This is a genomic window from Neisseria montereyensis (assembly GCF_024834045.1).
In the GTDB taxonomy this organism is placed as follows: domain Bacteria; phylum Pseudomonadota; class Gammaproteobacteria; order Burkholderiales; family Neisseriaceae; genus Neisseria; species Neisseria montereyensis.
In genome coordinates this window covers 282,434-303,802 of sequence record NZ_JANUXW010000002.1, presented here as the reverse complement: position 1 = coordinate 303,802, position 21,369 = coordinate 282,434, and the positions used below count along the sequence as shown (strand labels likewise).

The window sequence follows — 21,369 nt, the reverse complement described above, 5'->3', positions numbered from 1 at the left end:
CAAGAATTGGCATATACACAAAACCTGTTGGCAGATGCTCCGGGCAGGTAGTAAAAAAACAACCTGCAACTGCCCCAAACCAGCGAAACCGGAATAGCTATGGCCAAACTGGTCAAAATGCCTTATTGCATAATGCCGAATTTTTCCGCCACCCTGCCCCATACGGTGTTCCCCCGTTGACGAACTATTATCGGGCCGGTCAAAACTTCGGCAACCATATCGATAATACCGCCCTTCCTTATCCAACAGCAGACCGATATGTAGGCAAACAACCAACTACCCCATATCTATTAGATATCACTCAAAGCAACGCTTATTTAAACAAACCATTTGAAAGAATCCCTGACCATTAACGGACAGGTGATTTTTTTAGACGCCATCAAATACAACTTAACATTAACATATCAATTTAAAAAAAAACTATATAAATAATTTACTACTAAATTAATTAACACTGCTAAAAATAATTTTTAAATTTTATTTTTTGTTAAAAAATTAATATTAAGTTAAACATATGCAAGTATTGGTTTACACATCAATACCAATTCAAACCACTATAATCATACCGAAAAATACACAATCTATCGCTCAGACAATAAATAATCAAATTAATCATTTAGTTAAAAAATATCTTTAATAACACCATTGACTGTTTTTTTGACTGTAAATAAAATGATAAGGATTTTCATTTGTATTTAAAAGTTTATTATGAAAATAATAAGCCAAACAATAACAATGGGAATAATGTAAAAAATCTACTTTATATTGATTTTTTATTTTGTTTTATATGATGTTGTCGTCCGTATGTTTATTCCATTAAACGCATCAGGAGTTTATTTCTATGAAGAAAAAAACCAATGTAATCTTAACCAGTACTCGAAAGAGCTCTATGGCTTTAGGTGTCGGCCTGCTGGCAGCCGCTATGAACCCGGCCTTAGCGGCAGATTCCACAGCAGAACTTGGAACCGTTGATGTCCGCGATAACAGACCTATCCGCAGCGGTTATAAAGCACCGGATACCACTATCGGCAAACGCTTGCAGGACATACAGGAAATCCCGCAAAGTGCAACGGTTATTAACCGTCAGGTGATGAAAGACCAAGCCACTTCCGATCTGAAAGATGCATTGAAAAATGCCGGTATTACCTTCCAAGCCGGTGAAGGCGGTCAAAAAGAAGTACCGATTATCCGTGGTTTCCATGCCGGCGGTGATGTGTACGAAGACGGTATCCGTGGTTCTTCTACCGAATTCAATAGCGATACCTTCAACACCGACCATATCGAAGTGCTCAAAGGCAGTGCCGGTATCTTATTCGGCCGCGGTGCCGCAGGCGGTGTTATCAACCAAGCCAGTAAAATGCCTTATCTCGGCACGGGCGGTGATGTTGCCATCGGATTCGGTAACCGCAGCTATAAACGCATTACCGGCGACTTCAACCATGCATTCAACGACAATGTAGCCGTTCGTTTGAATATTATGGGTGAAGACAAAGATTCCTTCCGTAAACCCGCCGATGCGAAAAAATTCGGTATCGCGCCTACCGTCTCTATCGGTTTAAGCGGAGATACCCGACTTGACTTAAGCTATAAATATACCAAAGACGATAACTTCCCCGATTTAGGTGTAACCTATCGCAGCACCGGCCCGACAACCGCCGTAGCCGACGATCGTTATTTCGATAAAAATATCGGTTATGCCGGCATTGATTTCGAGAAAAGCCGTAACCATGTGGCAACAGCCAAACTGACGCATAAATTCAATGAAAATGCCACCATTGACAATACGTTACGCTACAACAAAACAAAATATGATTATTTAGCATTGGCTCCTCGCCTGAATGCCGACGGAACCGAAGTGCGCCGTAATTTCGGTGACTACAAAAATGTTAGATATGATGCAGATACATGGAGCAACCTGACGAATTTCAACTATAAATTCGATACGGGCGGTATTAAGCATGACCTGTTAACCAGCTTGGAATTGATCCAAGAGAAACGTGATAGCTACAGACCCAGCACTACATTCTCTATTAATGGCACCCCTGCATCACGCAATGACGGTCTGCCCTACAATATTGCTACCGGCACCTTTGTTCCCGGCAATGTGACTTATGTGCGTGATCCCTTATCTGCGACTACCGTTAAAACCAATACCGTTGGCGTTGGCGTAAACGACATTATCGAGCTGACACCAACCGTTAAAGCCATTGCCGGTGTACGCTACAACCATATCAAAACGAAGAGTCAAGCCCCGAATGCTGCAGAAGTTTCCCGTTCAGACGGCCTATGGACTTACACCGGCAGCCTGATTTGGGATTACCAACCCGGTCATAATGTTTATGCCACTTATGCGACATCCGCTACTCCGGTTACCTTCCGTGTAACAGGTGCGGCAGCGACTTTGGACGCAACTCAATTGGTTGCCGCTCCGGAAAGAACCCGTACGTTTGAAGTCGGTACCAAAAATTCTTTCTTTGACGACACATTAACAGTGAATGCCGCCCTGTTCCATACCCGTAAAACCCAACAATATGTCCGCAACGACGGCTTTATTGACGAAGTGAAAGTCTATGGTTTGGATGCAGAAGTGGCCGGCCGTATTACCGACCGCCTCAACTTAATCGGTAATGTGGTGCTCAGCAACGGTAAAATGAAGGCCGACGACCCGACAACCTTCCAACTGAATGGTCATTTCCCGGAAGCGGCCGCCAAGGTTACCGCCAATGCATGGGCAAACTACCGCGTCACCGACGAAATCAATACCGGTTTGGGTGTACGCTATGTGGGCAAACGCCACACCTATGGGCCGGACTTATTGCAAAAACTGCCGTCTTATACCGTGGTTGATGCAATGGCCAGCTATGAAAACCGCAACTACCGTGCCCAGTTGAATGTCAACAACCTGTTTGACAAAAAATACTTCTCGTCCGGTTTGCGTCCTCATGTATTCACAGGTGACCGCCGCACCATATTGGCTACATTCGGTTATAAATTCTAAATCAGATGTAACCTTATGAAAAACCGGTTCGGCATACGTTGGACAGTGATAAAATCCATACCAATTTATCCCTAACCAAACTGTCGAACCGGTTTACTTCATAGCAATAGGCCGTCTGAAAATAACCGGATAGCGGCAACCTTTTCAGACGGCCTATCTAATCTAATGTTTTAACCGGAATCTGATTAAACAATCGGAAGAAGTTCAAACCAGTAAGGAACATCATCATGCTACTGCATATTGAAAACGTATTGACCGCCGAAGAATTGGCGTATGCACAAAACCTGTTGGCAGATGCTCCGTGGAGCGATGGCAAAATCACCGCAGGCAAACAATCCGGACAGGTTAAAAACAACCTGCAACTGCCCCAAACCAGTGAAACCGGAATGGCTATGGCCGAACTGGTCAAAAGTGCCGTATTGCGTAATGCCGAATTCTTTTCCGCCACCCTTCCCCATACGGTGTTTCCCCCGTTGGTGAACTGTTACCGGGCCGGTCAAAACTTCGGCAACCATATCGATAACGCCATCCGCCAAGACCCTTATACCCAACAGTGGGTTCGTACCGATGTTTCCAGCACCCTGTTTCTTAACGAGCCCGACGAATACGAAGGCGGCGAATTGGTTATTGAAGACAATTACGGCAGCCACAGTGTCAAACTCGCTGCCGGTGATATGATTGTTTACCCCGCCACCAGCCTGCACCATGTTACTCCGGTTACACAAGGGCAACGCGTTGCCAGCTTCTTTTGGACGCAATCTATGATTCCCAGCGATGAAAAACGCACCATGTTATTCGATATGGATCGCGCCATTACCTCCATACGCGCCCAATACGGTGAAACAGACGAATCTATATTGCTGACCGGCGTGTATCATAACCTCCTCAGACAATGGGCCGATATGTAATGACAAACCAACCAGTTTAAATATTTCTATTTATGTATGCACCCGAAGCAATGTCTGATAAATAAATCCCCCGAACACTAAATATTCAGGGGATTTATTTATGCGTATCGGTAAAATTTTGTGCAAATCAAGAGATGTTGATTATCTTAATTCTCAAGCAAAAAATATTATATAACTTATATATAAACACAGAGAACTATCTAACCAATACCTCCATCATTTAAACCCGTACAATCGGATATATTATTGAATTATTTTCGATAAAGAAAAAAGCCTAAACATTTGTTTAGGCTTTGGAATTTGGCTCCCCGACCTGGGCTCGAACCAGGGACCTGCGGATTAACAGTCCGTCGCTCTACCGACTGAGCTATCGGGGAAGAAGTCGCTATTATAGCCGCAGAATAATTTGTGTCAACGGTTTTATAGCAAGATTTTTTAGATAATTTATAGAAGGCTGAATTTAAATTATATTTATTTTGTTCTTTATTTAATAAGCTTTCAAACTTATAAAAAAGCTGCCTATTTGAAACAGGCAGCTTTTGATCAGAGTATTAACAACACCGTCCGCCGGAAGAACCGCAACGTCGTTTGCTACAATAATCCTGAAACTGTAATTTAGTCATTACAGGCGCATTAGGATTATTTTTACGTTGACGTGCCACATAGTTTTCATAGTCGGGCACACCAACCATCAAACCCGTCGTCAATCGTACGGTTTTCCAAATATCCTTCATACGGCTTAATCTATTACGACTCATTTTGTTGAACCTCGTTGCGGTAAACAGGCGGTACTTCTTTGGCTGTAGGCCAACCTACTTTACGCGCACTTAAAGCCATTTTCAAGCCGTATACGGCCACAATAACAACCACCAAGAGGAACAGTACAGTTAAACCGGAGTTTACATAATCATTAAATGCAATCCGCCCCATCTCTTCCAAGTCTTTAGCCGGTGACAAAATTTCGCCTCGACCGGCAGCATCATTAAATCTGGCCGCATGTGCTAAAAAGCTGATTCTCGGATCGCCGTGGAAGAGTTTTTGCAACCCTGCATAACAGGTAACAAACAGCACTAAGACAGAAGGAATCAGGGGAACCCATATATAACGTTCGCGTTTCATTTTTACCAAAACAACCGAACACATAACCAATGCAACCCCTGCCAACATTTGGTTGGCAATACCGAATAACGGCCATAGCGAGTTAATACCACCCAGAGGGTCTGTCACACCGGTATAAAGGAAATAACCCCATAATGCAACTGCCAAGAAAGTAGCGATTAAGTTGGCAGGAATAGAGTCCGTATTGCCGAAAGGTTTATAGAAAATACTACCCAAGTCTTGAATCATAAAACGGGAAACACGGGTACCTGCATCTACCGCAGTCAGAATAAACAATGCTTCGAATAAAAGCGCAAAGTGATACCAGAATGCCATCATGGCTTCACCCGGAATCAACCGGCTCATAATATGGGCCATACCTACGGCCAAAGTCGGTGCACCGCCGGCACGGGAAAGAATGGTATTTTCACCCACTTCTCTAGCCGTATGCAATAAGGTATCGGCGGTTACCGGGAAACCGAGTTGGTTGGTAATTACCTGAGCAGCTTGTGCCGCATCGGTACCGATTAATGCAGCGGGGCTGTTCATAGCGAAATAAACACCCGGCTCGAGCGAAGTAGCGGCTGCCAAAGCCATAATTGCCACAAAGCTTTCCATCAACATACCGCCATAACCGATCACACGAACATGGGTTTCGTTTTCCAACATTTTCGGTGTCGTACCGGAAGAAATCAGCGCATGGAAGCCTGAAACCGCACCACAGGCAATGGTAATAAATAAGAACGGGAACAGTGCGCCAGAGAATACCGGGCCGGTACCATCAATAAATTTGGTTACGGCAGGCATTTGCAAAGACGGGCTCACAATCAAAATACCGATTGCCAACGCCATAATAGTACCGATTTTTAAGAAAGTAGACAGATAATCACGCGGAGTGAGCAATAACCATACCGGCAAAACAGATGCCACAAAGCCGTAGATCATAATGGCCCAAGTTAATTGAACACCGTCTAAATCAAAGAAATGACCGAAAGAGCTATGGGCAACATCTTCACCATAGACAACCGCCAGCATCAACAAGATAAAGCCGACAATAGAAATTTCACCGATTTTCCCCGGACGGATATAACGCGTATAGATACCCATAAACAAGGCAATTGGCATTGTCGCCGCAATGGTGAACGTACCCCACGGGCTATGTACCAAAGCTTTCACCACGATTAATGCCAACACAGCCATAATGATGACCATAATCATCAAAATACCGATAGAGGCAATCAAACCGGCGGTTGTACCAAGCTCTTGCTTCACAATATCGCCGAGTGATTTACCGTCACGGCGCATGGAAACAAACAAGACCATCATATCTTGAACGGCACCGGCAAATACCACACCGAAAATAATCCATAATGTGCCGGGCAAATAACCCATTTGTGCGGCCAATACCGGGCCGACCAAAGGGCCCGCACCGGCAATCGCAGCAAAATGGTGGCCGAACAAGACACCTTTACTGGTCGGCACATAGTCCAGACCATCATTATGGCGCTCGGCCGGTGTCAGACGGTTGGGATCCAACTCCATAACCTGCTTGGCAATATACAGACTATAAAAGCGGTAAGCGATACAGTAAACAGCAACGGCGGCCACCACCATCCATACTGCACTGATTTGTTCACCGCGGCTCATGGCAAGCGTGGTAAATGATGCTAATCCGACCAATACCACAATGCCCCATATCAGAAACGTTTTTAACTGTTTCATAGAGACCTCGAAAGATTATTGAAAAAAATAGAGAAAAAGATTGATCAAGTTACTCCGTTAAGAATAAGCGAGTGAGAGACGGTTGGCTTTTCGGAATAAAGAGAATCAGATATTAAAAAATCGACAAGTACATGCGCTTTACACACTGAAACCATACCGAAAATACCTATATAAATGATTATGACGTAACATGAGCAATCATGTGAAAGATTAGCACAGTTACGCCTTTGAGAGTATCGGCAAACCGACTTAAATTCAAATAGCATTGAGAAAAATCAAATACCCCTTTGAAAGCATAAAAAACATTAAAAAAACCGATTCCGTTCACATCGAAACAACAACATTAATACCCCTATAAAAAGTATGGACAATCCAACGAATAAAGGCCGTCTGAAAACCCTTCAGACGGCCTATTCAATATAACAATAATTATCTACCTTATTCAGCCCAATGAAACCATCTCAATCTGATCCATACTGCGTCCTAAAAACCGCTCGCCAATGGTTCGGAAACGCAAAGGAATATCGCTCACATAAAAGCGGTAATCCGCCGACGGATTATCGGTATTCAGCAAACCGGCCGCCATAAGGGATTGGGCGGTTGCTTCCGCAGTGGTAATAGCAGAATCCACCAACGAAACACCCGGAGCTTCCTCCTTAAGCAAAGGCTTTAGCAACGGATAATGGGTACACCCCAATACCAGCGTATCAATATCCTCAGCCAACAACGGGCGCAAATACTCGCGTGCCGTTAAGCGGGTTACCTCGTGATCCAGCCAACCCTCTTCAACCAAAGGCACCAACAACGGACAAGCCTGAGACTGCACCCTTGCTGCGGGATTGCGGCTGTGTATCGCACGCGCATAAGCATTACTGTTTACCGTCGTGCTGGTGGCCATAATACCGATACGGCCGTTACGGGTAGTTTGCCAAGCCGCTTCGGCACCGGCGGTAATCACATCCAATACCGGCATATTACCCGCCATCGCCCGAACCTTATTCACGGCCACGGCCGCAATCGTATTACACGCCACCACCAAGGCTTTCACTTCATGTTGAAGCAGAAACTCAACAATTTGTGCTGTAAACGTTTCAATGGTGGCACGGGATTTCACCCCATAAGGCACCCGGGCCGTATCACCAAAATAGACGATATTCTCCATCGGCAGACGTTCCATCAATGCGCGTACATTAGTCAGGCCGCCGATACCCGAATCGAAAACCCCGATAGGGCGTTGTTTATTGTCTTTCATCATTTACTTTTTAACCGTTCAGGCCGTCTGAAAACCTTTCAGACGGCCTAATATTATTTTCAATACAATTGATAATTGTACACTGTTTCAACACAAATAAATGTATCACTATATAGCGTAAAAGCCGAAATCCGATTATTTTAACCTGATTTCTCAAGCAATAAGGTTTCCAAGCCTCTTAAATTCCAGCATAATACAGACTTAACATATTGACACCACGCACGAACAAACCATGCAACCCGAACAGATTACCCGCTTTCTGCCCGATGAAGATGCTACGTTAGAATTAGGCGCAGGCTGGGGCTCAAGCATCAAACCGCCGTTGGTGGTTTATTTGCAAGGCGATTTGGGTGCCGGCAAAACCACATTTGCCCGCGGCCTATTGCGCGGTATGGGTTATAACGGTGCGGTGAAAAGTCCTACTTATAACATAGTAGAAACCTATCCTTTGCCCAACGCCGTTTCCCTTAATCATTTCGACCTTTATCGTTTTACTTCGCCTGAAGAATGGGAAGACGCCGGCTTGGACGATATGTTTACCGCTAGCAGTATTTCGTTGATTGAATGGCCGCAACAAGGCGGAACTTTTGTTCCGCATGCCGACCTTACCATTACATTATCCCATACCGGCACAGGCCGCCAATGCACAATCTTTGCTCATACCGAACAAGGCCAGAAAAGTTTAGAGATATGGTTAAATTAACACGTCGCCAAATTGTCCGCCAAGCCACCGCAGGCTTATTGTTTACTTTAACCCCGATAGCGGCATTCGCCAAAGCGGCACCGCCGCAGTTTGTTGCCGTACGCATTTGGCCCGCCAACGCCTATACGCGCATCACTTTGGAATCTTCCAAGGCACTGAAATACAATCATTTCACCTTAGACAACCCTTCACGCTTGGTGATTGATATCGAAGGCGCATCACTTAATAATGTTCTTCAAAGTATGTCTTCCAAGGTGCGCAGCAATGATCCTTATATCCGAAATATCCGCGTCGGACAGAATACCGCCACCACCGTGCGTGTCGTCATCGACCTAAAACAGGCCACCAATCCGCAGGTATTCACCCTTAACCCCGTTGCCAATTTCCGCAACCGTTTGGTGATTGATTTATATCCCTCGGCCGCCACAGCATTAGCGGCTGAAGCCAATGATCCGCTCATGGCATTACTGAATGATTATTCACAAGGGAAAAGTTCTACTCCGTCAACCCGCAGCCCTGCCATTGTCAATACACCACCGCCCAGTACACCCAACCGCCGTAACCGCCGCCCGATTATCGTATTGGATCCCGGTCATGGCGGCGAAGACCCCGGTGCCATCAGCAAAGGCGGCCTTCGTGAAAAAGACGTGGTGCTTTCCATTGCCCGCGAAGCCAAAAAACGCTTGGAAGCGCTCGGTTATAAAACCTATATGACCCGTAACGAAGATGTGTTTATCCCGTTGGGTGTACGCGTTGCCAAAGCACGTCAGTTGAAAGCAGACGTATTCGTTTCCATTCATGCCGACTCCTTTACCAATCCGAGCGCACGCGGAACCGGTGTTTATGCCCTCAGCACCCGCGGCGCCACCAGTTCTGCAGCAAAATTTCTGGCACAAACGCAAAACAATGCCGACTTAGTCGGCGGTGTGAAAAAAGTAGGTAACCGCAGCATTGACAATGCGATTTTAGACATGACTCAAACCGTTACCATTAAAGACAGCATGACATTGGGTAAAAACGTATTGTCGGAATTAGGCAAATTAAACAAACTCCACAAAGGCCATGTCGACCAAGCCAACTTTGCCGTATTGCGTGCACCCGATATCCCCTCGATTTTGGTTGAAACCGCTTTCCTTTCCAATCCGACCGAAGCACGCTTATTGGCCAGTTCGTCTTTCCGTCGAAAAAGTGCGCAAGCCATTGCCAACGGCGTGAAAAGCTATCTCAACAATGCCGTCTTGGCACGCAGATAACTTTCAGACGGCCTCAATCAAACAGCCCTGATACACTCAGGGCTTTTTAAATCCAATACGGATACATAATGATACTTAGAACACTCTTTACCTTTATTCTTTTCATTGTTTTCAGTGCTGTCGGATGGGCACAAAACAAACCAGATGCCGAAACCTTTCTTTGGAAAGCCACCAAAAAAGGACAGCCGGATACCTATCTGCTCGGCACACTACATATCGGCAAAATCAACAGCACACTGCCGCCACCCTATCTCGAAGCCTTGAAAAAAAGCCGACAGCTCATTATCGAATCCAACCCCGACGATTTATTACAACCCCAGCATAGCAATGAAGCCGAACAACTTCGATTATTGGCATACAGCCAACAAACCCTCAATGAAACATTAGGCAAAAAACGAATGGACGCCATCGCCGAGATGACACGGCAAAACGAGCCGCCGTTTCACATCAACGGCGACAGCCGCATCCGCCCTTGGATGCTTTGGATTACCCTGCAAACCCTCTATTCCCCCAAAGGCTATTCTTTTTATTACGGCATAGACAACCTACTGATTCAGCAAGCGAAAGAGCGCAACAAAACCATTCTTTCACTCGAACGTATGGAACCCATTTATTATTTGAGCAACATCCCCGATGATGTTCTCATCCGCAGTTTGGATATGATGATTACCCATCAAAACCATGCCAATAAAGAGCAAGAAATGCTGGTTCGCCTCTATGAGCAACAACAGGCCACAAAAATATGGACAAAAATCAATGACGACCAAGAACTGTTAAAATTTCTTCCTCATCAGGATTATGTTATTTGGAAATACTTTTTCCATGAACAATTATTAAACGAACGGAATCAGAAATGGTTGAAAAAACTGGATGATTTATTACCCGCCGCTCCCTCTTTGGTTGCCGTCGGTTCCGGCCATTTATTCGGCGAACAAGGCCTGATTCAACAATTGCGCCTACGTGGCTACCAAGTCGAACCGATTCTGATTACGACATCACAATAAGCTGTCTTTACGAATAAAATAATTTGAAGATACTCTTTTAGGCCGTCTGAAAACCCAACAGCTACTATTCCACCATTCAGACGGCCCCCATATCATGCCACCTTACCTGCAACATTTCCTGCCCCTTATATCCTGAAGATAAAAAACGTATAATGATAAAAGTTTAAAACCAAACAGGTGTTTATCATGAATTTCCCCCATCGTTCCCTCCCCCTTTCCCGTATGCGCCGTATGCGTAAAGACGATTTTTCACGCCGGCTGATGCGTGAACACACCCTCACCACCAACGATCTGATTTATCCGGTTTTTGTTTTGGAAGGCAGCAATGCCGAAGAAGCCGTACCCTCTATGCCCGGCGTAAAACGGCAAAGCCTAGACAAACTTTTAAACACAGCCGAAGAAGCCTTAAAACTCGGCATTCCCATGTTGGCACTTTTCCCCGTTATCACACAAAACAAAACGGAAAAAGCAGAAGAAGCCTATAACCCGGATGGGCTGATACCGAATGTGGTTAGAAAACTGCGGGAAACTTTTCCCGAATTAGGTATTATGACCGATGTGGCACTCGACCCTTACACCATTCACGGCCAAGACGGGCTAACCGATGCCGGCGGCTATGTATTAAATGATGAAACCGTAGAAGTACTAGTCAAACAGGCGCTATGCCATGCCGAAGCAGGGGCGCAAGTAGTCGCCCCTTCCGATATGATGGACGGCCGTATCGGCGCCATCCGCCAAGCCTTAGAGCATAACGGCCTTATCCACACCAGAATTATGGCCTATTCCGCCAAATACGCTTCCGCGTTTTACGGCCCGTTTCGCGATGCCGTCGGCAGTGCCGCCAACTTGGGCAAAGCCGACAAATATAACTATCAAATGGATCCGGCCAATACCAACGAAGCACTTCAAGAAGTGGCGATGGATATTCAGGAAGGTGCGGATATGGTGATGGTAAAACCGGGCCTGCCCTATCTGGATGTTATCCGACGTGTAAAAGATGAATTCGGCGTACCGACTTATGCTTATCAGGTATCGGGTGAATATGCCATGCTCCAAGCAGCCATTCAAAACGGCTGGTTAGACGGCAATAAAGTGATTTTAGAAAGCCTGCTCGCATTCAAACGCGCCGGTGCCGATGGTATTCTGACTTATTATGCCATTGAAGCCGCCAAACAATTACACGCATCAGGCCGGGTCTGATACGATAAAAACAATAGGCCGTCTGAAAATTTTCAGACGGCCTATCATTTGATTATCAGGTTATATCAACTATTTAGAACGACATATAACTAATTCATACTATCAGAAGCACTCTGTCCGGGTATTTTTTCCACCCTAACGGCAGACTGCTTCTCTACCGTATTGGTTTGATTTTCGCGTGCCGCATTCGGAACAACCGCGCCCTGTGCTTCTGCATTGGCAACCGGATCGGTTTTAGCCGAGTCACTTTGGCTACCCACCGGCACAATCCCCTCTCCGAGATTATCTGCAGGTGCGTTTTTTTGCACGACCGCCGCGCCGCTGTCTATACGGCTACTCGGCCAGAACTGCCATACGCCGACAGCCACCGCCAAGACACTGGCGACAACCGCGAATCCGTAAAACGCCTGATTCGCAGCAGCTTTATTTTCAATCATTTCAGGTTTGTGTATGTGTTGTGATTTGCCGTTATTCATATGATTAGCGGCTATATGTTTTTCAGTTGCCATGTCGTTTGTGTTTGCACCGGCACCGGAAACTGATTTGGCATATCGCATATAATCGCCAATAACATGATATTCATGCCATTTTTGCTGTGCTTCACTGTCGGACAATAATTTATCAAGCATTTCATCTGATAAATCATCATCGTCCATGGCGGCAGAGACAAATTCAAAGTCTTTGTTTTGGTTCATTTTTTATTACCACCTTTGGTTTTCAGACGTATCCAACAACGGCCGTAAATCTTTAGCGATTACCTCGCGTGCTCTAAAAATTCGCGAGCGTACGGTACCGATAGGACAGTCCATAATCTGAGCAATTTCCTCGTAAGACAAGCCTTCCATTTCCCTAAGAGAGATGGCTTTCCGTAAGTCTTCCGGCAGTTTGGCTATAGCAGCCTCCACCGTTTCTAGTATTTCCCGATTCATCAGTTCCGCTTCCGGCGTGTGATCATCCGCAAGCTGATCTGCCAAATCGAGAATATCCCCTTCATCATTGGCAACATCCGCACTCACAAAAGGCCGTTTGCCGGATGTTGCTAAAAAATTCTTAGCGGTATTAATACCGATTCGATAAAGCCAAGTATAAAACGCACTTTCTCCTCGAAAGTTCGGCAATGCGCGATAGGCTTTTATCAAAGCTTCTTGTGCGACATCGTTCACTTCATGCTCATCTTTAATAAACCGGGCCAGCAACCTAGTCAGACGGCGCTGATATTTGGATACCAAGAGTTCGAATGCTCTATGTTCACCTTTTTGCGCCCGCTCTACCAGTGCCTGATCGATCTTACGATCATTCATAATCAACCTTTATTTCTCATAACCAGATTACAAACACAGAAAAGGCAAAGCGTGCATGGTAGTAATGTGACACTTTACCTTTTCTTTGGTTCCAAAATAAACCGATTAAATTTATCAAAATACGGAATAAATCCATTTAAACTGGCATAATGAACGCTTACCACAATATTGGCAATAGCCATACACCGATTTTGGGTGTCGACAACCACCGGCCAATGTTTTCTCATAAAGGGCGGAACCTTATATTCTTGTAAAACTTTCCAAACACTTTTATGACCAACGGCCGTTCTAATAACATCTTCGGCATTTGCAGCCCGAATAATGCATTCGTTATTTAACACTTCTTCACCCAGACCTAACGAATTCCGCTCAAGGGTAAAATTGTTTTTTTCTAAAAGATTTTTCAGACGGCCGCTGTGATTTCGGCTTTTATCCGACCATAAACAAGCCCCATCCCAACCGTTTTCCAATGCAAACAAGCGGTCTCGATATGCATAAATTTTACCCTTCGGCAACGGCCATTCCGCCGATACCGACCGCTTGGTTTCCAACACTCTGGCAAAATCGGCCAATCCTGCCGGCGTCGGCACGCCCAAATCGTTTAGTTTACTATAATGTAAAAGTTGCTGCCGCCGCCGCGATACGCTCAAACGTTTCCAGCGTGTCAGGTCGAAAAAACCATCTTCGCAAATCATATCAAAATCTTGCTGCACAACTTCGTCTAATAAAGCCAACTCATCCTGCAACGCACGCACACTACCGGCAATATGTTTATCCAGATATGGCAAACGCTCCCGCCATATCGGTAATCCTTTATGGCGCACCCAATTGCGTAGAAACATGGAATCTTGATTGCTTGAATCTTCCACATAATCCAACCCGTGCTTATCGGCATAATGCTCTAACTGTTCACGCGAATAATGCAGCAAAGGCCGCCAAATGGTAATTTTAGGTGTTAACGGCCGTGTTTCGGGCATAGCTGCCAATGCCCTCAAACCGCCACCACGCAACGCGGCCAACATAAATGTTTCCACCTGATCATCCTGATGATGTGCCAAAGCCACAATATCACAACGGCCGTCTGAAAAGACCCGATAGCGTTCTTTGCGGGCAGCCGCTTCAATACCCAACTTGCTCTGCCGGTTGATATGCGCATATTCCACCCGCAACGGTACCGACAATCGGCTGCATAATTCCTCACAAAAAGCCACCCATTCATCTGCTTTTTCATTTAACCCGTGATGTACATGCACCGCTTGCAAAGTAAAATCAAACTGCCCTCGCAATGCAGCCAGCAGATGCAGCAAAACCACCGAATCCAAGCCGCCGCTCAACCCTACTTCAATCCGAGCACCCGCAACCCAATCCGGCCAATTCCGACGGATATCGTCCGGCAGGTATTCCGATGACGTGCCTTTATTCATTTTATTTTTCATATCGTTAAAACATACTCATGAGAAAGGCCGTCTGAAATACTTTTCAGACGGCCTCTTTATCCGACCTATCTGTTTAAGCAGCTTCCGGCTGTTGTTCTGCTGAAAATTCCAAACCTTCCGTATGAACAATTTCCTGTAAGCCCCAACCAATCCGGCGGGCGTAATTAATATCGTTCATTAGCGAAGAAGCTTCCCAGCCGCTGATTTGTTTACTACGCAGCTTCACCAAAGCACGCCCGCGAAAAGTTTCTAATGAATCAACATGCTTGGCAAACGCTTCGCTTTGTTGGTACTTTTCCTCATCCGTCAAACCCGATACGGTCATTTTACGGAACAGCAGTAAGGTTTTAAAAAGATGGCGGCGCAACCGCATATAGTCTTGAAACACGGGGGAATCCGGCTGCCCCAAATAAAGCTGCATATTTTTTTGCAGGTGCTTGCTTTCTTTCACAATTTCAATCATTTGAAAGGCCGCCATATGAGCGGTAGCCAATTTTTGCTGCTGCACTTCGCCGTCAATATCGATTTTACTGGTGAAATCTAAAATATCGCTATACAACGGCTTTAACTGGCTTTCATAATAAGCTTGCGCATCCAATTGCAAAGGCAGCGCCGGCGGCGGTAGCTCTTTATCGTCTTCCTGAGTTTGGTATAACGCCTCAACGGGAATAAACAGCGTATGGCAAATCACTTCCAAACTCACTGCATTCAAATGGCCGACTTCTTTAAACACCGCTCTTAACGCCGTATCACCGGCACGCAACATATTATTGCTCAAATAAAGCGATTTTACCGGCTGATGACCTTCAGGCAGCAACTGCCCGGCTTCGGCTTTTTCCGGCAACCATTTCAACAACGAAGCCGCAAGGCGCTCTTGCAGCCGCCAGAACACCAACAAGCCCAAACCGTTGAATAACGTATGAAACAGCGCCAACTGCAACAAACTGCCCATACCGGTTACCGATGCCAGCCACGTTACCAATTTGGTAAGCGGCAGCCAAAATAAAAAAGACAATGCCGCCGTCACCACATTAAACAATAAATGCGCCAACGCCAAGCGTTTACCGCTCCGGTCGCTGCCCAACATGCCCACAAAAGCCGTCGATACGCTGCTGCCCACATTCGAGCCGACCGCAACGGCAAAGCCTTGTAACACGGTAATCTGTCCGGCGGATAAGGCCGCTAAGGTTAAAATCAATGTGGCATGGGAAGATTGCAAAACAATCGTCAACAATAAGCCGATGGTGGCAAAAATCGCTATCTCGGCAACACCGCCCGCATGAACGGAAGCAAAATCAAACTGCCCGCCTAAGGCTTGAAAACCGTCTTTAATCGCATCGATACCGATAAAAATCAAAGCAATACCAACCAGAACCCTACCGATGGCTTTGGTTTTACTGCCGGTAAAGCCCACCAAAATACCAAACACCAGCATAGGGATAGCAATCGGGCTCAGGCTGATACTCTGCCCGGCCAGCGCCAACAGCCAAATACCGCTGGTCGCACCCAAATTGGTGCCGAAAATCACCGCAATACCGCCGGCAAGGGTAATCAGTCCGGTGCTTAGGAAGGCAATCGTTAATAATGATACCAAGGTACTGGATTGCAAAATAAACGTTGCTCCCAGTCCGAAAAACAGCCCTTTGGCCGGAGTCGATGTGCTTTTGGCCATCATCCGTTCCAACGTACCGCCGGCCGCATTACGCAAACCTTCCTCGATGCATTGCATGCCGAACAAAAACAATGCCAAACCGTAACACAATTTCAGCCATGATCCGCTATACCAAAAACTATACCCCAGCACGGCGGCAATACCAATCATCAGAATGGGTTTTATCATGTTTTTATTCATATCCGCCCCAAAAACAACCTTCTCATCTTTTTATTATCTTTTCCGCCGTCATCGCCACATGACTAACAACAAAAACAATAATTGTAAGCAATCAATCCATGCATAAAAAATGCGCGTATGGTTTTTCATTATATTTCATTGCAGGCCGTCTGAAACCGTTAAAAGATAAAATACCCGATAAATAAACCCACATTTATCAATATATCTCCCATCCGGCGATAGCTTTACATTATAAAAGCAGGCCGTCTGAAAAAATATTCAGACGGCCTGACTTATATTTAAATAACCGAATCGTTATTAGAATGCAACAAATCGGGTCGGATTAACCGGTTTGCCTTTTTCACGCACTTCAAAATGCAGCTTGGTGCGGTCGGCATCACTACTACCCATACGGGCAATGGTTTGGCCGCGTTTAACGGTTTGACCTTGTTTCACCAAGATATTTTGGTTGTGTCCGTAAGCGGTTAGGAACGTATCGTTATGCTGAACAATCACCAAATTACCATAGCCGCGCAAGCCTGATCCGGCATAAACCACTTTGCCGTTCGCCGCTGAAACCACGGCCTGACCCGCAGTACCGCCGATATCCACGCCTTTATTGCTACCGCCGAACGAAGAAATAATATTACCCGCAGTCGGACGCTGCCAAGTAATTCCTGAAACGGTGCGCACGCTGCCGGTGGATACGGTCGGTGTTGTAGCAGGGCCGCTGGCTGTCGGAGCCGGAGTAGACGTATTGTTGGATGCGGTGGCCGCCGGAGCAGTGTAGCCTGTCGGTTTCACACGCAGAACCTGACCGACACCAATCGTATTATCGGCCAAATTATTCCATTGACGCAGATCGTCTTGTTGGATGTGATAACGTTTGGCAATATTGTAAACCGTATCGCCGCGTACTACGGTATGGGTTTCCGCATTGATATCCACCGGCGCATTAGACGGAATATAAGCACCGCCCGAAGAAGAGGTTGAAGTAGAGGCGGGCGGGGTGTAAACATTTGATGAGGCGGTATTACCGGACGCATTCGGATCGTAAGGTGTGGCACCGTAAGGATTGGTTTGGCCGGTCGGCGCGGTCGTCGGCGTCGTAGACGAACCTGCTGTTCCTGCCACAACGGGCGCAGCGGGCTGCTGCAACCATGAGCATGCGCCCAGCATGAAAACAAGTGCAGCCGAGCCGGTGCGGAATGCGGTGTTTTTCAACATATTATTACCTTCTGTTTGGTTTGAAGTTTCAATCGCGATATATCATAATAAAAATATATCGTATTCTCAAGTCTTTAGAATTTAAGTATCCATACCGCTGACCAACGGTACGAAGTTGGCTTCCTGTACGCAGGTTTCGCGATACCCCTGTGGCGTTTTTTCAATCAACCACAAATATTGTATGCCGCCTTCATCCAGTGGCAAAACCATTCTGCCGCCGATAGCGAGCTGTTGCAAGAGTGCAATCGGAATTTCCGCCGGCGCCGCCGTTACCAAAATACCATCAAACGGGGCAACTTCGGGCAAACCCAAATAACCGTCGCCGCATACCGTGCGCGCTTTGGCCAATAAGCCTGCCGAGCGCAGATGGTGTTTGGCACGTTCGTGCAACGGGCGCAAACGCTCTACCGAATAAATTTCCGGCAATTCGAGTGCCAGCAAAACAGCGGTCTGATAACCGCAGCCCGTACCGATTTCCAGTACCCGCCGCATATTTTGTGGGGCATTACCCAATAATAGTTCCGTCATTTTCGCAACGGTATAGGGTTGGGATATGGTCTGCCCCAATCCGAGCGGCAGCGACATTTCGTCATAAGCACGGGATTGGAGTGCTTCTTCAACAAAAAGATGGCGCGGCACACGGCTCATCGCCTGTAAAACATAATCTCCGATACCCATCCGCGCCAAGCGTTCAATCATACGGCGGCGGCGGTTTTCAAAGCCTGTCCAATTCCCATGCATTACGGCGCAACCCCCTGCCAGAATCCGGCCACATGAGCCATATTGCCGTAATCGGTTAGATCTATCTGTAACGGCGTTACCGTAATATAACCCGCTTCGCTTTCGGCAAAATCGGTACCGCCTTCACGGTCGGAAATATCGCCGACCGGGCCTATCCAATATACCGACTCGCCACGCGGATTGCGGGCGGGCACAATGCTTTGAACATGATGGCGGCGGCCTAAACGGGTAATCCGGCAGCCCTGAATATCTTCAGGGGCAACAGCAGGAATATTGATATTCCATAAAACAGGATGATCGGGCGGGTTTTTTAACAGATGTTCTAATAACATCCACGCGGCTTTTTCAGCCGTTTCCCAATAACGCCCGCTAAAATCGTTGAGCGAAAACGCAATAGCGGGAATACCGAGCAGATAGGCTTCCGTTGCCGCCGCAACCGTACCCGAATAAAGCGTATCATCGCCCATATTGGCGCCGTTGTTAATACCTGAAAGCACCAAATCGGGTTTAAAATCAGGTAAAGCATGCAAAGCCAGATGAATACAGTCGGTGGGTGTACCGTTCACATAATAAAAACCGTTGTCGGCTTCTTTCAATTGCAGCGGGCGGTCTAGGGTCAGCGAATTGCTGACACCGCTGCGGTCGCGTTCGGGTGCGACAACCCGCACATTGGCAAATTCACCGGCCACCCGCGCCAACACGGCAATACCGGGTGCCAGATAACCATCGTCGTTACAAATCAGAATATTCATGCTTTCCCTTTTCAGATGGCATGGATTTTACCGATAGCGGCCCGAAGTGTCTATTTTGCCAATCAAGATATTCAGGCCGTCTGAAAACTTTTCAGACGGCCTGCGCCAATATAAACCGCTATTACGGTAAAATCAGTTGCGATTATATATCGCCTTGGGCTTTCATTCTTTCACTGCCGAATTCCAATTTACTCAAAGCCGACAAATAAGCCTTAGCGGTTGCGGCCAATACGTCGGTATCCGCCCCCTGCCCGTTCACAATACGGCTACCGCGCGCCAAACGTACGGAAGTTTCGCCTTGGCTTTCGGTACCTTCCGTAACCGCATTCACCGAATAAAGCTGTAGAGCCGCGCCACTCTTCGCCACGCTTTCAATCGCTTTGAAAATGGCATCGACAGGGCCGGAACCGGTAGCAATAGCACGGTGCTCCGAACCGTTGGCGGTAAACACGACTTCGGCAGCCGGTTGTTCGCCGGTTTCGGTGGTGATTTTTTGGGAAACGAATTTGTAATGGTCGTGCGACAAATGAACCATTTCATCCGATACCAAAGCATGTAAATCTTCGTCGAAAATTTCACGCTTTTTATCCGCCAACTCTTTAAAGCGTGCAAAAGCGGCATTCAGCGCTTCCTCGCTGCCTAAATCAATGCCGAGATCGGCCAGTTTGGTTTTAAAGGCATTACGGCCGGAAAGCTTACCCAAGGTTAGGCGGTTGGCCGCCCAGCCGACAGATTCGGCCGACATAATTTCATAAGTTTCACGGTGTTTCAATACGCCGTCTTGGTGAATACCCGATTCGTGGGCAAACGCATTGGCCCCGACAATGGCCTTATTCGGCTGAACCGGATAGCCGGTAATGGTAGAAACCAATTTGGATGTTGCCACAATCTGGGTAGGGTCGATGCCGGTTTCAAAACCGAATACATCATGACGCACTTTCAAAGCCATCACGATTTCTTCAATAGCGGCATTACCGGCACGCTCGCCAAGACCGTTTACGGTACATTCCACCTGACGCGCACCACCGCGCAAGGCCGCTAATGAATTGGCAACGGCCAAGCCCAAATCGTTATGACAGTGTGCCGACCAAACCACTTTATCGCCGCCCGGTGTTTTGGCAATCAATTCGCTGAAAAAGGCTTCGGTACGGTGCGGAATCGAATAGCCGACGGTATCGGGAATATTAATCGTGGTGGCACCCGCTGCGATAACGGCACCGCACACTTCCGCCAGAAAATCCACTTCCGAGCGCAGTGCATCTTCGCAGGAAAACTCGACATCATCGGTATATTCTTTCGCGATTTTCACCGCCTTAACCGCCGCTTCAATCACCTGTTTGGGCTTCATTTTGAGCTTGTGTTCCATATGGATGGGGCTGGTGGCGATAAAGGTGTGGATACGGCGGTTTTTCGCCGGTTTCACCGCTTCGCCGGCCGCACGGATATCGCGCTCAATGGCACGCGCCAACGAGCAAACGGTGGCACGGGTCAGCGATTTGGCAATTTCATTCACGGCTTCAAAATCACCGGGGCTGGCAGCGGCAAAGCCCGCCTCGATCACGTCCACCCCCAGTTTTTCCAACTGGCGGGCAACACGGATTTTTTCTTCTTTGGTCATAGCGGCACCGGGCGACTGTTCGCCGTCGCGCAGGGTGGTATCGAAAATAATAACGCGGTTATTTTGGGGCATGGTTTGTTTCTCCAGGGTATTTTGTTGTTGTAGAAAAGCATTTAAATCCAACGGGCGGCCTTGTGATTCGGCCAAGGCAGTCAGTTTTTGCAACTGCGCCAACGGCAGAGAACCGCGGGTACGCCACTTATAAATCGCTGCCGTACTGGCGGCATTTTCAGGATCATGTTCTTTTAGCGCTTCGGCTAAGGCGTTCACACCGCCGAAATAGGCGATTAAACGATCAATGTCTAATTGCATGGCAAACCTTTGT

The 21,369-nt window shown here is 46.8% G+C and carries 17 protein-coding genes and 1 tRNA gene; 6 read left to right on the top strand and 12 right to left on the bottom strand.

Going from position 1 to position 21,369, the window contains the following annotated elements; all coding sequences use genetic code 11:
* Nucleotides 1-841: 841 nt before the first annotated feature.
* Together NXS09_RS03735 and NXS09_RS03730 are read left to right on the top strand one after the other, a co-directional pair.
* Nucleotides 842-2,998 (top strand): TonB-dependent receptor, encoded by a 2,157-nt coding sequence (locus NXS09_RS03735; RefSeq protein ID WP_259291207.1) that lies wholly within the window; start codon nt 842-844, stop codon nt 2,996-2,998.
* Nucleotides 2,999-3,225: 227 nt separating this feature from the next.
* The gene (locus tag NXS09_RS03730; RefSeq protein ID WP_259291206.1) at nt 3,226-3,906 is read left to right on the top strand and encodes a Fe2+-dependent dioxygenase; all 681 of its coding nucleotides are present in this window, start codon (nt 3,226-3,228) and stop codon (nt 3,904-3,906) included.
* A 301-nt stretch (nt 3,907-4,207) separates the two neighbouring features.
* On the opposite strand, the gene NXS09_RS03725 is transcribed toward NXS09_RS03730, so the two are convergent.
* The 4 genes from NXS09_RS03725 to murI form a co-directional block, all read right to left on the bottom strand.
* A tRNA-Asn gene (locus NXS09_RS03725) sits at nt 4,208-4,283 on the bottom strand.
* Nucleotides 4,284-4,457: 174 nt separating this feature from the next.
* Nucleotides 4,458-4,640 (bottom strand): YbdD/YjiX family protein, encoded by a 183-nt coding sequence (locus NXS09_RS03720; RefSeq protein ID WP_259291320.1) that lies wholly within the window; start codon nt 4,638-4,640, stop codon nt 4,458-4,460.
* 13 nt (nt 4,641-4,653) lie between these two features.
* On the bottom strand, nt 4,654-6,726 hold the full coding sequence (locus NXS09_RS03715) for a carbon starvation CstA family protein (RefSeq protein ID WP_259291205.1): 2,073 nt from the start codon (nt 6,724-6,726) through the stop codon (nt 4,654-4,656).
* 442 nt (nt 6,727-7,168) lie between these two features.
* Nucleotides 7,169-7,978, bottom strand: a complete 810-nt coding sequence (gene murI, locus NXS09_RS03710; RefSeq protein ID WP_259291319.1) for a glutamate racemase — start codon at nt 7,976-7,978, stop codon at nt 7,169-7,171.
* Nucleotides 7,979-8,210: 232 nt separating this feature from the next.
* Between murI and tsaE the strand changes: the two genes are divergently transcribed.
* The 4 genes from tsaE (at nt 8,211) to hemB (ending at nt 12,138) form a co-directional block, all read left to right on the top strand.
* A complete protein-coding gene (gene tsaE / locus NXS09_RS03705) occupies nt 8,211-8,681 on the top strand; it encodes a tRNA (adenosine(37)-N6)-threonylcarbamoyltransferase complex ATPase subunit type 1 TsaE (protein WP_259291204.1) in 471 nt (156 codons plus the stop codon).
* The gene (locus tag NXS09_RS03700; protein ID WP_259291203.1) at nt 8,669-9,934 is read left to right on the top strand and encodes an N-acetylmuramoyl-L-alanine amidase; all 1,266 of its coding nucleotides are present in this window, start codon (nt 8,669-8,671) and stop codon (nt 9,932-9,934) included. The genes tsaE and NXS09_RS03700 overlap by 13 nt, the downstream gene beginning before the upstream one ends.
* A 68-nt stretch (nt 9,935-10,002) precedes the next feature.
* Entirely contained in the window at nt 10,003-10,938 is a 936-nt protein-coding gene (locus tag NXS09_RS03695; RefSeq protein ID WP_259291202.1) for a TraB/GumN family protein, read from the top strand.
* A gap of 186 nt (nt 10,939-11,124) precedes the next feature.
* Nucleotides 11,125-12,138, top strand: coding sequence for a porphobilinogen synthase (gene hemB / locus NXS09_RS03690; RefSeq protein ID WP_259291201.1), 1,014 nt, complete (start codon nt 11,125-11,127; stop codon nt 12,136-12,138).
* An 89-nt stretch (nt 12,139-12,227) separates the two neighbouring features.
* Here hemB and NXS09_RS03685 read toward each other — a convergent pair whose 3' ends face one another.
* The 8 genes from NXS09_RS03685 to NXS09_RS03650 all read right to left on the bottom strand — a co-directional run bounded on the left by NXS09_RS03685 (nt 12,228) and on the right by NXS09_RS03650 (nt 21,356).
* On the bottom strand, nt 12,228-12,833 hold the full coding sequence (locus tag NXS09_RS03685) for a sigma-E factor negative regulatory protein (protein ID WP_259291200.1): 606 nt from the start codon (nt 12,831-12,833) through the stop codon (nt 12,228-12,230).
* A 6-nt stretch (nt 12,834-12,839) separates the two neighbouring features.
* A complete protein-coding gene (rpoE, locus tag NXS09_RS03680; RefSeq protein ID WP_259291199.1) occupies nt 12,840-13,439 on the bottom strand; it encodes an RNA polymerase sigma factor RpoE in 600 nt (199 codons plus the stop codon).
* A gap of 74 nt (nt 13,440-13,513) precedes the next feature.
* Nucleotides 13,514-14,875: a tRNA lysidine(34) synthetase TilS gene (gene tilS, locus NXS09_RS03675; RefSeq protein ID WP_259291198.1), complete on the bottom strand. Its 1,362-nt coding sequence runs from the start codon at nt 14,873-14,875 to the stop codon at nt 13,514-13,516.
* A gap of 73 nt (nt 14,876-14,948) precedes the next feature.
* Nucleotides 14,949-16,715, bottom strand: coding sequence for a Na/Pi cotransporter family protein (locus tag NXS09_RS03670; RefSeq protein ID WP_259291197.1), 1,767 nt, complete (start codon nt 16,713-16,715; stop codon nt 14,949-14,951).
* A gap of 309 nt (nt 16,716-17,024) precedes the next feature.
* Nucleotides 17,025-17,933, bottom strand: coding sequence for a peptidoglycan DD-metalloendopeptidase family protein (locus tag NXS09_RS03665; RefSeq protein ID WP_259291196.1), 909 nt, complete (start codon nt 17,931-17,933; stop codon nt 17,025-17,027).
* An 81-nt stretch (nt 17,934-18,014) separates the two neighbouring features.
* Nucleotides 18,015-18,674 carry a protein-L-isoaspartate(D-aspartate) O-methyltransferase gene (locus NXS09_RS03660; protein WP_151050845.1) on the bottom strand — a complete coding sequence of 220 codons (660 nt, stop codon included), beginning with the start codon at nt 18,672-18,674 and terminating at the stop codon, nt 18,015-18,017.
* Nucleotides 18,674-19,426: a 5'/3'-nucleotidase SurE gene (gene surE / locus NXS09_RS03655; RefSeq protein ID WP_259291195.1), complete on the bottom strand. Its 753-nt coding sequence runs from the start codon at nt 19,424-19,426 to the stop codon at nt 18,674-18,676. The genes NXS09_RS03660 and surE overlap by 1 nt, the downstream gene beginning before the upstream one ends.
* Before the next feature lie 142 nt (nt 19,427-19,568).
* The gene (locus NXS09_RS03650; protein WP_259291194.1) at nt 19,569-21,356 is read right to left on the bottom strand and encodes a 2-isopropylmalate synthase; all 1,788 of its coding nucleotides are present in this window, start codon (nt 21,354-21,356) and stop codon (nt 19,569-19,571) included.
* Nucleotides 21,357-21,369: the final 13 nt, after the last annotated feature.

Coding starts and splice junctions, on each gene's coding strand:
- NXS09_RS03735 (WP_259291207.1), top strand. CDS start 842: ATGAAGAAAAAAACCAATGTAATCTTAACCAGTACTCGAAAGAGCTCT.
- NXS09_RS03730 (WP_259291206.1), top strand. CDS start 3,226: ATGCTACTGCATATTGAAAACGTATTGACCGCCGAAGAATTGGCGTAT.
- NXS09_RS03720 (WP_259291320.1), bottom strand. CDS start 4,640: ATGAAGGATATTTGGAAAACCGTACGATTGACGACGGGTTTGATGGTT.
- NXS09_RS03715 (WP_259291205.1), bottom strand. CDS start 6,726: ATGAAACAGTTAAAAACGTTTCTGATATGGGGCATTGTGGTATTGGTC.
- murI (WP_259291319.1), bottom strand. CDS start 7,978: ATGAAAGACAATAAACAACGCCCTATCGGGGTTTTCGATTCGGGTATC.
- tsaE (WP_259291204.1), top strand. CDS start 8,211: ATGCAACCCGAACAGATTACCCGCTTTCTGCCCGATGAAGATGCTACG.
- NXS09_RS03700 (WP_259291203.1), top strand. CDS start 8,669: ATGGTTAAATTAACACGTCGCCAAATTGTCCGCCAAGCCACCGCAGGC.
- NXS09_RS03695 (WP_259291202.1), top strand. CDS start 10,003: ATGATACTTAGAACACTCTTTACCTTTATTCTTTTCATTGTTTTCAGT.
- hemB (WP_259291201.1), top strand. CDS start 11,125: ATGAATTTCCCCCATCGTTCCCTCCCCCTTTCCCGTATGCGCCGTATG.
- NXS09_RS03685 (WP_259291200.1), bottom strand. CDS start 12,833: ATGAACCAAAACAAAGACTTTGAATTTGTCTCTGCCGCCATGGACGAT.
- rpoE (WP_259291199.1), bottom strand. CDS start 13,439: ATGAATGATCGTAAGATCGATCAGGCACTGGTAGAGCGGGCGCAAAAA.
- tilS (WP_259291198.1), bottom strand. CDS start 14,875: ATGAAAAATAAAATGAATAAAGGCACGTCATCGGAATACCTGCCGGAC.
- NXS09_RS03670 (WP_259291197.1), bottom strand. CDS start 16,715: ATGATAAAACCCATTCTGATGATTGGTATTGCCGCCGTGCTGGGGTAT.
- NXS09_RS03665 (WP_259291196.1), bottom strand. CDS start 17,933: ATGTTGAAAAACACCGCATTCCGCACCGGCTCGGCTGCACTTGTTTTC.
- NXS09_RS03660 (WP_151050845.1), bottom strand. CDS start 18,674: ATGCATGGGAATTGGACAGGCTTTGAAAACCGCCGCCGCCGTATGATT.
- surE (WP_259291195.1), bottom strand. CDS start 19,426: ATGAATATTCTGATTTGTAACGACGATGGTTATCTGGCACCCGGTATT.
- NXS09_RS03650 (WP_259291194.1), bottom strand. CDS start 21,356: ATGCAATTAGACATTGATCGTTTAATCGCCTATTTCGGCGGTGTGAAC.